This is a genomic window from Pristimantibacillus sp. PTI5, assembly GCF_048572955.1.
Classification (GTDB): domain Bacteria; phylum Bacillota; class Bacilli; order Paenibacillales; family Paenibacillaceae; genus Pristimantibacillus.
The window spans coordinates 1,528,272-1,542,422 of the sequence record NZ_CP183886.1; the positions used below are offsets into that span (position 1 = coordinate 1,528,272).

A 14,151-nucleotide genomic window follows, 5' to 3' on the forward strand; every position below is an offset into this window, starting at 1 on the left:
TGTTACTGTAAATCTATGAATAGCCAATGGTATTCGGATACTAGGAGGCGGACTTTTGAAAAACACGATTACGCCGCAGACGGCTCAAAAGCAGACGGCTGTATCGCAACAACCCCATTCTACACCAGCATCTTATCCGATGCAGCTTGCAACCGCTTCTATTGGAGCCTATTCGACGTCACAGCTCCTTCAACTGCAGCGAACCATCGGAAACGGCGCCGCGCGGCAGCTAATGAAATCCGATGGTTCAGCGAAACCGATTCAGAGAATGACAGAAGCTGATGTTCCTAAAAAAGATGCAAAAAAGTTTAAGAATTTACGGGCGCTATACGGAAACAAGCTTGGTGTACTTTCTCAATTATATAATTACCACGATGAGAGCTTTGATCGGTTATTAGAAAATGCCAACGACCTCGAAGAATTGGAAAGCAGTATTACCGCTCTCATTGCAAAAGCAGAGAAAACGAAAGAGACTCGGGCAGCAAAAGAGGCAGCAGAAGCATCAGCCCCTAAGCCTGAGCCAAAAAAAGCGGAAGAATCAAAAACCGAAGCCGTAGCGACACCGAAAAAAGAAAAGAAGAAAAAACCGGCTAAGGTTAATCATGCTGCGACTCTATTCACCGGGGCAACGAAGACCGTTCAACAGGCTGTAGACGTTCAAAAGGTAGCTACCAATCCCGTCATTAAAGACTGGATTAAAGGAAAACCAGCCTCTGCGACCATTACGGAGGAAAGCATAGAAGTAAAAGCTGATACTGTCTATATTTACGCCACAGTGAGAATCGCAGACAATTCCGTTCCGGGCATGCCGCAAATACACGTCTACCCGATTGAAATCCATTACCATCCGGTGCCTACCTCCGCCAATTACCTACATGTTAAGAGGAGCGCCGGCTCCGATGCAGGAAATAAAGTTACCTATGTCTCATGGTTGATCCCAAGAGGCAACAGCACGCTTCGCGACGCCGTAGCCGAATGGAATGCAGCGAAACCTGGCAATCCATCCACTCATGCCTGGTAGACTTCAAAACAATCAGCATAATAAGCGCCCTAGCGTAAACAAGTGATGCCGTCCTCTGTGCCAAAAGAGCAGCAGCTGTCTAAAAAACTACGACTAGCATTTCGTGCAATAAGCTACATTATCTCATAGCTGATAAAAGCCGTTCTGCAGACGGGTTTCGCTCAAGCAGGCTAATCGCTTTTGGGATTGCCGGATTGCCCCGCCCTAAATTAAATGAGCAGTAACGCCAGCCTATGCTGAGGCTGCTGGCGGGATATACCGCAAAAAACAGCCGCTCCACAAGGAGCAGGCTGCTTTCTCTGAATACTGTATCAGCATAAAATTATAGACGTATGGCTGCTTTCGTTTCGCTTGCCCTGACAATGGTGTCCAATATCTGCTGGTTGCGGTAGCCGTCCATAAATCCCGCTATGCCATCGGGGACACTTCCCTCGAGCAGAGCCGTGAAATCGGCGTATTGCGTTACTTTGCAATGCTTAGGCACTTCGATCACGGTCTTCGCAAGCTGTCCGGGCGCTTCCTCGCGGATCCAAACCAAGTGTTCCGGATGCTGCGTTGACGCATGGATCGTACCGGTATCACCGTAGATGGACACCTCGTGCTGATTGCCCGAACCGATGGCGTTTCGTGTCGTCTGGAACACGCCCATTGTGTCTCCCGTCATCCGAGCCTGGAAGCTCGCGAAGTCGTCGACCTCGATTTTGACTTTATTCCCGCTTGCGGGATCCTGCCGTTCGGGAATAATGGTATGCAGCTGCGCCGACAGCTCTTCGAATTCTCCAAAGAGGAAGCGTGCCATATCAATCATATGCGAACCCAAATCGCCAAGCGTCCCCGTACCGGTAATTTCTTTGTTGAACCGCCATATATAAGGCACATTGTTTGGTGCCGCGCCCCATCCCTGCAAATACTGAATGGAGAAGCTGCGGACCGCGCCAATCCTTCCTTCCCGCAGGATCTCCCGTGCGTAACGGAAAGCCGGCGTATAGCGGTACGTAAAAGCGAGCATCGCCGGAATCGGCTGCTGTTCGTACAATTCTAACAGCGGCACAGCTTCTTCGAACACGCGGGTAAACGGCTTTTCCGCCATGAACGGCTTCCGCGCCTGCAGGCACGCCCTGATAATATCCGCATGGACATTGTTCGGCGTGACGGACACCACGGCATCGACATCCGGGTCTTCTATCAAGCCGTTATAGTCGGAATAACGCTTCTCGGGAGCGACGGCGAGCTGCTCCCCGACTTTCACCAACGCTTCTTCGTACACGTCGCTCACGGCAACCACCTCAAAACGGCCCTCCGCGTTCATCCACCTGATATGCTCTTGGGCCATTCCTCCCAAACCGATCAAACCGATACGGAACTTTCTCATCTGTCTCTCTCCTCCCTTAAGCTTTCGAACGTATCGGTTCCAGCGGCGACGCATTGCCGTATACGGGTTCGCTCGTGTTGCTTGGCGCTGCCCAGCGTACGCCGTTTGCGATTACCTTCTGGATTTCCTTATTATGATAGGTCGGGTACGTTTCATGGCCCGGACGGAAATAGAAGATTTTCCCTTGGCCCCGGTGGTACGTGACGCCGCTGCGGAACACCTCGCCGCCTTCAAACCAAGAGACGAATACCAGCTGGTCGGGTGTCGGGATATTGAAATGCTCGCCGTACATCTCCTCTTGCGGAAGCTCGATATATTCGCCTAGCCCGGAAGCGATCGGATGGGCCGGATCGATCACCCATATCCGTTCCTTTTCGTCCGCTTCGCGCCATTTCAGCTGACCGGTCCTCGTGCCAAGCAGTTTGGCGAAAATTTTCGAAGCGTGCCCCGAGTGCAGAACGATCAGTCCCATTCCCTTCAGCACCCGATCATACACCTTCTCGACGACAGCCTGTTCCACCTCATGATGCGCCAAATGTCCCCACCAAATTAATACATCGGTCCGATTCAGGACATCATCCGTCAAACCGTGCTCCGGCTCATCGAGCGTAGCCGTTCCTGCTTCATAACCGGCTTCCGCTAAAAATCCGGCAATCGCGCCATGAATGCCATCCGGATATATTTCACCTACGAGCGGATTAATCCGCTCGTGGCGATTTTCATTCCATACCGTTACCTTTACCATCGCCAGCATGCTCCTTCATGATTATTACTTGACGTCTAAGTAACGCTCATAAGCGTCGGTACGAATCTCAACAAGCCGTTCAAGTCCCATCGCATTAAGCTGCTTGATATACGCATCCCATTCTTCGTCGATGTTTCCTTTTGTTATCCACTGGGCGCGTGTCGTCTTGACATAGCTGTCGATATCCGTAGTAAGCGTAGGCAGCTCCTGGAATTCTTCCGCGCTGTACATTACATTCGGGAATGGCTCGGTCACATACTCGTTGCTCAGCTTATCAATGACGAGCTTCAGTCCGTCACCGGTCTTCTCGTCCAGAATGATATTTTTCTCGAAGCTCGGGTTTACGTATTTCGGGCCGAAATCCCGCAAGGATTGCTCCCAGTACCAAGCATCCGCGCTTGTGCCTTCCGGAGGGGACATCAATGCGTAAGTGCCGTCGTCATTTTTCTGGATTACCGTGCCGATTGCACCCCAGAAATTTTGAATGCTTGCCTCATTGGTATAGAACTGGTCTGCCCAACGTGCCGCAACTTCCGGATGCTTGCTGGAAGTCGTGATCAACAGCTCGTTGCGCCTCAAGCTTAAGCCTACCGGATCCCCTGTCTGGTAACGGTTTCCGTCCGGTCCGGCTATTGAAGGAATGGTTGCATATTCATCTTTCCATTTGCCGAAGACGGCGTCCGGTATCCATTGATTGGAGAATCCGATAAGAGCGGCGTCGGGATTTTGCTGCTTCGCCGTCGACATCGTGTTGTCCTGCGTGAACAGCTCCTGATCGATCAAGCCCTCCGAATACAATTTATGCGCCCATTTCAAGCCCTCTTTGTATTCGTTGGAAGCGGGATAGAATATCGGATCGCCCTCTTTAAGCATCATGCTGTTGCCGTTCAAATCCGTAATGCCGAATGGGTTCAGAAAATCCATGCTGATGTCGACCGAACCGCTAAAAGGAATTTCATCCGCTTTTCCGTTTTGGTTCGGGTCTTTTTCTTTGAACGCTTTGAACACATTGTACAGATCCTCGATATTGCTCGGAATATCAAGGCCTAGGCGCTCCAGCCATGCTTTATTGATGACAGGCTGCATCGTAGTCATAGGCCGTGAAGGCAGTCTTGCAGGAAGCGAATACATCTTTCCGTCCGGGAACGTGCTGATTTTCTTCATCTCCGGCGTTTCTAGCAAGGCAGCTTTCAGATTCGGCATGTATTCATCGATATAATCATCCAGCGGAAGGAAATAGGTTAAGTTGTTTACGATATCGGAATCCGAAAATACGTTGTCGCCAAGTATGATATCCGGCAGCGTTCCGCTGGCCAGCATAATCGACTTTTGCTCGCCCCAGTCATTGGAGGACATGACCTGCCAATTGATCTTTACGTTGCTCTCTTTCTCAAGGTCCTGCAGCCATTTATTGCTCTTGAACGTATCGCCCATATTGCCCCATCGAACGGTCAACACGTCCAGCGTGACGGGAGCCGCTACGATCGGCAATCCTTCTTTGTTGAAATCGGAGCCTTTATCTGCCGGCGCATCCTCAGCTTTGCCTGCGCAGCCAATCAAGCTGAACAGCATGGTGAAGCTCATAAGCAATATAGCCAACCGTCTTTTTCCCGTTGTTTTTGATTTGATACCCATTCGAAAATTCCCCCTCGACCTATTTTGAATTCATCCGACAGGCTTACTTTACGGCGCCGATCATCACCCCCTGGTTGAAGTACTTTTGCACGAACGGATACAAGCACATAATCGGCAGCGTAGAAACAATGATGACGGCATAGCGCATCAGGTTGGCAAGGCGCAGGGCAACGACCGCCGCTTCGCCTGTCCCCAGGCTCGACTGCATCTGGTTCGTAATCAGGATGTTCCGCAGCACGAGCTGCAGCGGATACAAATCCTGGTCTTTCAAGTAAATGAGCGCGTTAAAATAGGAATTCCAATAGCCTACGGCCGTCCAAAGCGCCAAAACCGACAGAATCGCTTTGGACAGCGGCAAAACGATTTGAACATAATATTTCAGGTTGCCGCACCCGTCGAGCTGCGCGGCTTCCCATAAATCGCCGGGAATGCTGGACTGGAAAAACGTTCGCGCAACGATGATATTAAATACGGCAACGGAGAAGGGCAGCACCATGACGAGAAACGTGTCATACATATGAAAGTCCCGGATCGTCAGGAAGGTAGGGATCAAGCCGCCGTTAAAAAACATCGTGAAGATAAAAAACATCGTGATGGCTTTGCGGCCGACAAGGTCCTTTCTGGAGAGCGCGTAGGCTGCCGAGACATTGACCGCCAAGCTGATTAACGTCCCGACTGCCGTGTATAAAATCGTGTTTTTGTAGCCAATCCAAATGTTCGAATGCTTTAACAGCTCCTTGTAGCCATCCAAGGTGAAGCCTTTCGGAAATAACCACATCTTGCCGTTTGCGACCGCAGCCGGATCGCTGAATGACGCCATTACGATAAAATAAAGCGGATAAACGATGATGATCAGCATTAACGCCGCAAACAAATATATTAACATTTCCATGACGTCCGGGGTACGCCTTTTTTCTTTCGGTAAAACCGGCTTCGCCGCCGCTTCCAGTGCGTTCATCATGATCCTTCCTTTCTGTTACCACAGGCTGTTTTCGCTGTATTTTTTCGCCATTTGGTTGACAAGAATCAGCAAAACGAAATTAATAATCGTATTGAACAGGTTGATCGCCGAGGAAAAGCTGTATTGGCTGCTAAGCATCCCGATTTTGTATACATAGGTCGCAATCACCTCGCTCGAGGATATGTTCAAGTTGTTTTGCATGAGATATACCTTTTCAAAACCCACGCCCAGCAGTCCTCCGATCCGAAGGATCAGCAAAGTGATTGCCGTCGGGAGCAGCATGGGCATATCAATAAACCGAATTCTCTGCCAGCGGCTTGCTCCATCCACCTTCGCCGCCTCGTAAAGGCTCGGATCGACCGCCGATAAGGCCGCAATGTAGATGATGCTGTCCCAGCCGGTATGCTGCCAGACATCCGTCCAAACGTATACGCTGCTGAACCACCCGGCCGATCCCATCAGGTTCGGTGCTTCAGCTCCCAGCAGTCGGTAAATATTTCCGATCAGGCCATTGCCGGGTGAAAATAAGATCAGGATCAAGCCGACCATGACTACGGTAGAAATGAAATGCGGCATGTAGGTGACGGTCTGGAACAATTGCTTAAAGCGGTTTACGCGCATTTGATTGATCATCAGCGCCAGCATAATCGGAATCGGAAAGGTCGCTATGCTGTAAAGGCTAATGATCAGCGTGTTTTTTATCGTGATCGAAAATTGATAGGAGTTGAAAAATTTCTCGAAATACTTGAATCCCGCCCAAGGGCTTTCCATGATTCCCAGAGCCGGACTGTAATCCTTAAAAGCAATCAGCACGCCGTACATCGGTTTATACGAAAAAAGCAAAAGCAGCACTGCGGCAGGCAGCAGCAGGATGTACAAGCCCCAGTTCTTTCTTATCCGGCCGATTGTATGCAGCATATTGATGTTTAATTGGCTGGTTTTCAAAGCGTTTACCCCCATCCTTCTTCTTTCTCGGTCCTTGTCTTCCAATCGCTCTCTCTGCCTCTTTATTATAGATCCTTCTTTTTTAACAATGCGGACTTCCCAAAACGGTTATTCGGACTTTTATGGGGAAAATGGCAGATAGGCTTGTCCGGCAAACCCTGCTGATTACCGCAATGATAACGCTATCCAGACTTTCTATGGTTCATTTCGGACTTTGGATCAAAAAGGAAACAATCAGTATGTCTTATTGCTCAGCATTGGCATTATAATAGGATTTACTAACAGATACAGCCGTTTTCTCAGCTAATCCGGAAGGAAAGGACTCTGAATGAGACATATGACAAAACGAACGGCAGGCAAATCCTATCCGATCAGGCACTATGTTAAAGTGATGCTTTTGATTCTCATCTCTGTACTAGTACTGGATTGCGTAATCAGCTTTTCGGCGATTTCAATCGTGAAGCAGCAAACCACCCGATTTTTGCAGGATACGGCCAATATGTACATCGATCGGATCAATCTTGATTTTTCCAATATCAACCAATATATGGGCTGGACGCTCGCAAACGACGAAAACGTAAAAACCATGAACAAATTCCGTCCGGACGACAGCGAGTTTATAAAGGCGAATACGGAGCTGTATAAGCGTTTTTCCGAGCTTCAAAAAAATTATAATCAAAAATATAATTTCTTTGTCTACTTAAAGGACCAGCAATACTTTTTGAATACCGCGCCGACAAGCCTAAACTATTCCGATTATCTTGAATTAAAAAAGCAGATATTTACCTACGTACAAGATAAAAACCTATTTGAAAAGTTTTATTCCAATTGGTCTCCTATCCTTATCAATGATCAATATTTCATCATTAATATCGTGCCTTATTATGAAAGCTACATGATTTGCCTGATTTCCGCCGATAACCTGATCCGTCCCTTGCAGCAGATCGATCAAGAAAGCAACGGCCTTGTTTCCTTGGTTGATCAGAACGGAGACATCATCGTTAACCCGAAATCGGAGGAAGAAGCGGCAGCCCTGAAGGACGCGGAGAAGAAGTCCATTCTGGACCTGGCGCAAACCAGAACTACCGTCAGCGGGCAATTTGCAAACGCAACCTTCGGCGTAGAGATGCTGATGAAATTCGGAGCGTTTGAAAAAATAATGATTGCCCAGCTGCTCATAATGCTCCTGGCTGCCATTGTCGCTTGTTCCATATGCGGGATCATGGTCTATTTTAATATCCTAATCCTAAGGCCCCTTAAAAAATTTTCGTATAACTTGACGCAGTTTAACGAGGACAGCAAACCGCTCGATCTCAAAATGAATAAAATCGTCGAGCTCGAGTATGCGAACAAGCTGTTTAAAAATCTGCTCGAGCAAATTAAAATTTTCAAAATCGATATTTACGAGCATGAGCTCGAAAAACAAAGAATTCAGCTTGAATATATGAAATTGCAGATCAAGCCCCACTTTTTTCTGAACTGCTTAACGAATATTCATAGCATGGCCCAGATGCAGATGCATGAGGAAATTCAAAGCATGGCCATTTCAACATCCAATTATTTTCGTTATATCTTTCAGAACGGACAGGATTTCGTGAGGCTAGAAGATGAGATTAACCATGCCCGCATTTATTTGGAAATTCAAAAACACCGTTATAGGGATGCGTTTACGTTCCATATTGACCAGGCTGACGGTACGGGCCATTTGAAAATTCCGCCGCTTGTTCTCCAAACGTTCATCGAGAACTCGGTGAAATACGCCGTTTCGCGTGTAAATGAGGTGCAAATCCATCTGGCTGTCGACTTGAAATCGGATTCGGAGGAAGAGACGGCTGTCATTCGCATCTCCGATACCGGCCCCGGATTCACTACGGAAATATTGGAGCGGCTTGAGAGCGGATTGCCTTTGGATCAGTCAGACGGTAATCATATTGGTATCATGAATACGCTCGAGAGGCTGGAATACTTGTACCGCAGCAAAGCGGGCATCCATTTCTCCAATGCGGAGACTGGCGGCGCTTGCGTGACGATCTGCCTTCCCCATCCCCCGCAGGATAAGCTGTGAAAGGAGCGAAGCCTAATGAACGTACTGCTTGTAGATGACGACTACTTTGTCGTGACCGCGCTCGAGAAGAAGATTAATTGGCAAGCGCTGTCGATCGAGAATGTCTATACCGCCTATAATATTGCCCAAGCGCAGGAACAGCTGAAGCAGAACACGGTTCAGATTTTAATATGCGACATTGAAATGCCGCAAGGCAGCGGCCTGGAGCTGCTCGCTTGGATTAGAGAGGAACAATACGACATCCAAACGATCTTCCTGACTAATTACGCGGATTTCAACTATGCGCAAAAAGCGATTGAGCTGCAAAGCTTTGACTATTTCTTAAAACCGATCGAGTTCGACAAGCTCGCGCTTATTATCCAAAAAGCGGTCGTCAAAGCCAATGAACGGCAGGATCACGCCAAAGCGGTACAGGAAGGCTACTATTGGAAAAGAAACCAAAAGAACGTTCATGAGCATTTCTGGCGCAAGCTGATTTCGGGGAAAACCGCTTATTCCAACCCTGCCAACATTGCGAGCTTGATCGCGGAGCAAAATCTTTCTTATGCATTAGCGGACCGGATGCAGCCTTTGCATTTTCATATCTTCCCTTACGAGGAAAGCCTGGGCAAAAAAGATAAGGACCTGTTTGATTTTGCGCTGCTCAATGTTATGCATGAATTATTCCAAGATGCCCGGTTTGCGGTAGAAACCATCTTGGAATTCAAGGAATACAACTGGATCGCCATTCTGAAATGGCATGACAAGCCGGACTCCCTTATCGTTGAAAGTATTTGCGCTACCTTCATACAAAGGGCAAATAAATACCTCAAGTGCGACGCATGCTGCAATATCGCCCCCACGGAAGAGCTTGCGGACATCCATCAGGTGATGAAAAACCTGCTCGGCATGAATGAGAAGGTGATCAACTTCCGCAATCAGACCTTTTTGCTCGAACACTACAAGCAGCAGGAAGCATTGTATACGCCGCCGGATTTGGCGCTGCTGGAGCAGCTGCTGGAGGAAAACAAGCCGCTTGCATTTCTAGAGGAAACAGGAAAATACTTGCTGAATATCACGCATACCCAAATGCTGAACGCTTCCGTCCTGAGCTTGTTCCGGCTCGATATGGTTCAGCTTGTATACGCTTATCTCAGAAGCAAAGAGATTCAGGCACATAAAATGTATACGGGAAGAACCAACGACCAATTGTTTATGCAATCATTGAACTCGATCGAAGACATGGAGAAATATCTCCGGTATTTGGTAAACAGCGCGACGGAATACCGTAATTTTACGGAACAGCCTAAATCGGTCGTCGAAGAAATAAAGCATCACATCCGCACCCATTGCGGGGATGAGCTGACAAGAACGAGCCTGGCGGAAATCGTCTATCTCAATCCGGATTATTTGGCGAGGCTTTTTAAGAAAGAAACGGGCATCTCGTTAGGGAACTATATCATTCAAGCCCGCATCAAGGTTGCGAAGCATTTGCTCGAAACCACGCCGTTATCCGTAAATGCCATCGCGGCCAAAATCGGCTACGCGAATTACTCCTATTTTATTAAGCTTTTCAAACAGGAAATCGGTTGTACGCCTATTGAATTCAGAAAAAACCGGTAAGGCTTGTTGGAAGGCTGCTACGTGAAAAAGCCCGGAATGATCAAAGGAATTGATCATATCCGGGCTTATTTTTATTTGCATCGCACTCTACACCCTCATTAAGACATTTATGCGTTTGATTCTATGCTTTCACCCTGAAAATAGTAACTGCGTGTTTTGGAAAATCATAGATGATAGCATTGCCTTCCAAAGTCAGCTCTTTCCGCTTAGGCTGGATCCGCTTAGGCGACTCAAAATCATTGGCATCGTCCAGCTCATATCCGGACAGCTCAAACAGCTCAACCGTGGACGGCCTGTCGGTTAAATGATCCAGCAAGATTTGCGCGGCAACGTTTTGTTCCTGCACATTGACGACCTTGATGATGACATCTCCGGTGGCATGCTCCACGCTGGCCGAATAATACAGCGGTTCAATCGCCGGCAGCTTGTCTTCCGTTTCATTGATCAAGACGCCGTCGACAAAAGTGCGGATCTGTCTTCCGGATACCTCCAGTGACAGTTCATATTCGATGCCGGTTTCCACCGTGAATAAGCTTTGCGTGAGGCATGAGCCTCTCCCGTTTACTTTGGAAACGACCATGGAGTCCTGATTCTGCCAGCCGCCGACTTCCCATACGATCTCGTCTTTGTCATCGTTCTTGCCGAAGTGCACGAAAAAGCCTTTTGGCCCGCTGGTTTTCTTAGCTTTGAAACGCAGCGTATAACGATTCCAGCCCGTCTGCTCAAGCTCCAATAGGGGCCTGGCTTCTCCGGCTTGCCGGGCTTCCAGCGTATCATTTAACACTTCCGTCCGTGCCCCGAACGATTTGATTTCTCCCGTCGCATCATTGGTCAGCTGAATGTCCCAAAACTGCACCGAGCATTGATCGGCAGCCAGCGCGAGCCCCCCGGTGATCGGCGCTGCCGGCACGGCAACGGGTTTCTCGAATCCGCTTGCTCCGATTGAAAGGAGCTGATCGCCCTGGTGATGCATAAACATTTGCTGCACGTAATAATTTGCCGTCCCGAACGCTTCATGATTGTTAAACCAGATCATATCGGGCTTCCAATTCACGTAGTCGACGTTGCAGAGCATAGGCGCGTAACAAGCAAGCCCTACCGCATGCGCGTTTTTTTCCAATCCCGTCATAAACGCCGCTTCGACTAGCGCGTTGTAATACGTATTGCCCCAGGAAGCATATTCGCCCAAAAATACCTTCGGTTCATCGGCTTTGAAACGGGCATAGCGGTCATAGTTGGCCAAAAACCACTCCGGCGACTGGTAATAATGCTCGTCCACGAGGTCGGACCCGTTATCCCTCGCCGATTTCCAGCCCCGGTCATATTCCCCGCCCGCCGCGAACGGGCCGCTGGAATTGATGATTTTCATTGCGGGGTATTTTTCCTTAATGGCTTTGTGGAAATAAGCATACCGCTCGAAAAAAGGTTCCCCGACCTCTTCGTTGCCAATGCCGATATACTCCAGCCCGAACGGCTCCGGATGGCCGAGCGCCGCGCGGATACCGCCCCATTCGGTAGCCGCATCCCCGCACGCAAACTCGATTAAATCAAGCGCGTCATCGATCCAGGGCTGCAGCTCCTCAAGGGGTACAATCCGCTTATGATGCGGGTCGTAGCCTGCCGGAAGAATCGGAATCGGCTTGGCTCCTATATCCTCGCAGAACAGAAAATATTCATAATAGCCTAGGCCCAGCGTCTGGTTATAGCGCCAGTTGTTACGTCGGGCCGGACGCGCGGCGACATCGCCAATCGTATTTTTCCAGCGGTACATCGAATTCCGGTCTTCGGCATCGAGCGAGCCGTCATGGACTAAGCAGCCTCCCGGAAAGCGCATAAACTTCGGCTTTAAATCCGCGATCAAGGCTGCGATATCCTCACGCAAGCCGTTCGTACGGTTGCGGAAGGTATGGACCGGAAATAGGGAAACCAGATCGAGATAAAGTTTTCCTCTCCCTTTCGTCACCATGACTAGGCGGCTGCTATAGTCCGTAGTGCCGGCGGTAATGACGGCTTCATATTTTACCCATCCCTTGGAGCTTACCGTTAGTTCAGCCAGCCCATGGACCGTACCCTCTACGCTTTCGAGCGTGACACGGACAGTCTCGTCGAAACTATCGTCGCGTTTAGCATAGAAAGCTAAGGCATAAGCCTCGCCCCGCTTAACGGGAATGCCGGTATTGAAGCCTTGATTCAGGATGCCGACACCGTCGCCTTCCGCCAAAATATCGATGACCGCGTAGTGCTTGTTCCGCATCGAGAGTGGCTCGCTCTCCTCCACGGTCAGCACTGCGCTGCCGCCGCCGCGCTCGACTTTCTCCCAAGCCGTCAAGGCATGGTAATCGGGGTGGTCAATCGGATCAAATTCGAAGGAACGGTTTTGAACAAGCTCAGCATATAACCCGCCGTCGGCCGCATGATTCAAGTCTTCGAAAAAGATGCCAAACAGGTCGCCCATCTCTGCTCCCCGTTCTTGCGTATGCACCTGCAAGGTTCCCCGCGTATTCATCGTTTATCTTCTCCTCTGGTTTGTGGGTGAGCGCCCGTCCATTTAACCTTTTACCGAACCGAGCAATACGCCTTTTACAAAAAACTTCTGGGCGAACGGGTACATTGCGATCATCGGAAGCGAAGCAATGACCATCGCCGCGAGTTCAATGGTTTGCGCCGTTACGAGCCCTTGCCCCTGCGCATTGTTTAATAAGTTCGACACCGCAATGTTTGACCCTTCTGCCGTGCTCATCATATTTTCAACCGCGCGGTTGGATTGGATCAGCCTTAGAATGACGTACTGCAGCGTTTGCAGATCGTTTGGTTGCGTAAAGTAGAGCGTCGTTCCGTAATCGTTCCATATGCCGACTGCCGTAAATACGGATAACGCCGCGAGCACCGGCTTCGAAAGCGGAATGACAATTTGAAAAAATATTCTGAATTCGCTCGCACCGTCCATCTTCGCCGATTCGAACAACGAATCAGGAATCCCTTTATAGTTGATCAGCCAAGAATTGGATTGGCTTGTCGATGAAATGAAGCTCCATAAGCAAGAAGTTAACGATCCCGTTCACATCAATAACCCGAAAAAGCCCTTCTTGTCAAGGAAGGGCTTTCATTCATTTTTATAGTAATCAAGGTATTCCATCTATATTTATATTCTTTTGTAACGCCATTGATATCCTGCATAGACCATAAGCAAAAATAGACAATAAATAGCAACCGCAGCCATCCAATTTGTGGAACCGGAGCGCATATTCGCCCCAACGTATGCAAACACAAGCATAACGGGAATTTTTCCAAGAAGGGTCGACAAAATAAAGATTTTAAATGGCAAGCCAAACACGCCTGCATATAAATTGATAAGTGCCGCAGGCATAACAGGAATAATACGCGCAATGAGCAGCGCCCAGAATGTATGGTGTTTTATAAATTCATGCATTCGCCGAAATGAGGCATTTCTGTCCGCCAATGCCGTTCCCAGACTGTTCAGCAGATAACGGAATAAAAGATAAACTAACGCAGCAGCCAGCGTAGAGGCAGCAACGTTCATCACACTCCCCCACAACAAACCATACTTTGCCCCTATAAGACCGCCGACTAAACCAAACGGAATGCCTGGAACTGCGGCTAATACTACGGTAAGAACAAAGACAACGATGAAGCCGCTATTTTCTTTCTGCTCTATCCAATCAATTAAGACATCCATATTTAAAAAAACGGCCAGCATAACAGCAATGTTAAGGGATGCAATAATCCATTTGATCATTTTCAAACAAACATTCCTTTCCGTATGTGCATGATCTTCAGCATTTCA

11 protein-coding genes are annotated in these 14,151 nt (G+C 48.7%); 3 read left to right on the plus strand and 8 right to left on the minus strand.

Annotation, left to right across the window (positions count from 1 at the left end; genetic code table 11):
- Positions 1 to 55: 55 nt before the first annotated feature.
- On the plus strand, positions 56 to 1,021 hold the full coding sequence (locus ACN6MW_RS07025; protein ID WP_419874821.1) for a hypothetical protein: 966 nt from the start codon (positions 56 to 58) through the stop codon (positions 1,019 to 1,021).
- Positions 1,022 to 1,343: 322 nt separating this feature from the next.
- Here the strand turns inward: ACN6MW_RS07025 and ACN6MW_RS07030 are convergent, their stop codons facing one another.
- From ACN6MW_RS07030 to ACN6MW_RS07050, 5 genes are all read right to left on the minus strand, one after another.
- Entirely contained in the window at positions 1,344 to 2,393 is a 1,050-nt protein-coding gene (locus ACN6MW_RS07030; protein ID WP_419874822.1) for a Gfo/Idh/MocA family protein, read from the minus strand.
- 16 nt (positions 2,394 to 2,409) lie between these two features.
- Entirely contained in the window at positions 2,410 to 3,138 is a 729-nt protein-coding gene (locus ACN6MW_RS07035; RefSeq protein ID WP_419874823.1) for a ThuA domain-containing protein, read from the minus strand.
- Between the two features lie 24 nt (positions 3,139 to 3,162).
- A complete protein-coding gene (locus tag ACN6MW_RS07040; RefSeq protein WP_419876287.1) occupies positions 3,163 to 4,722 on the minus strand; it encodes an extracellular solute-binding protein in 1,560 nt (519 codons plus the stop codon).
- 94 nt (positions 4,723 to 4,816) lie between these two features.
- Positions 4,817 to 5,665: a carbohydrate ABC transporter permease gene (locus tag ACN6MW_RS07045; RefSeq protein WP_419876288.1), complete on the minus strand. Its 849-nt coding sequence runs from the start codon at positions 5,663 to 5,665 to the stop codon at positions 4,817 to 4,819.
- Positions 5,666 to 5,749: 84 nt separating this feature from the next.
- Positions 5,750 to 6,679: an ABC transporter permease gene (locus tag ACN6MW_RS07050; RefSeq protein WP_419874824.1), complete on the minus strand. Its 930-nt coding sequence runs from the start codon at positions 6,677 to 6,679 to the stop codon at positions 5,750 to 5,752.
- Between the two features lie 328 nt (positions 6,680 to 7,007).
- Between ACN6MW_RS07050 and ACN6MW_RS07055 the strand changes: the two genes are divergently transcribed.
- Entirely contained in the window at positions 7,008 to 8,744 is a 1,737-nt protein-coding gene (locus ACN6MW_RS07055) for a sensor histidine kinase (protein ID WP_419874825.1), read from the plus strand.
- Positions 8,745 to 8,759: 15 nt separating this feature from the next.
- Complete coding sequence (locus ACN6MW_RS07060; RefSeq protein ID WP_419874826.1) at positions 8,760 to 10,346, plus strand: response regulator transcription factor; 1,587 nt, start codon at positions 8,760 to 8,762, stop codon at positions 10,344 to 10,346.
- A gap of 121 nt (positions 10,347 to 10,467) precedes the next feature.
- On the opposite strand, the gene ACN6MW_RS07065 is transcribed toward ACN6MW_RS07060, so the two are convergent.
- The 3 genes from ACN6MW_RS07065 to ACN6MW_RS07075 form a co-directional block, all read right to left on the minus strand.
- The gene (locus ACN6MW_RS07065; RefSeq protein WP_419874827.1) at positions 10,468 to 12,852 is read right to left on the minus strand and encodes an alpha-L-arabinofuranosidase C-terminal domain-containing protein; all 2,385 of its coding nucleotides are present in this window, start codon (positions 12,850 to 12,852) and stop codon (positions 10,468 to 10,470) included.
- A gap of 42 nt (positions 12,853 to 12,894) precedes the next feature.
- Positions 12,895 to 13,311, minus strand: a complete 417-nt coding sequence (locus ACN6MW_RS07070; protein ID WP_419874828.1) for an ABC transporter permease subunit — start codon at positions 13,309 to 13,311, stop codon at positions 12,895 to 12,897.
- Positions 13,312 to 13,488: 177 nt separating this feature from the next.
- The gene (locus ACN6MW_RS07075) at positions 13,489 to 14,103 is read right to left on the minus strand and encodes a TVP38/TMEM64 family protein (RefSeq protein ID WP_419876289.1); all 615 of its coding nucleotides are present in this window, start codon (positions 14,101 to 14,103) and stop codon (positions 13,489 to 13,491) included.
- Between the last annotated feature and the right edge of the window lie 48 nt (positions 14,104 to 14,151).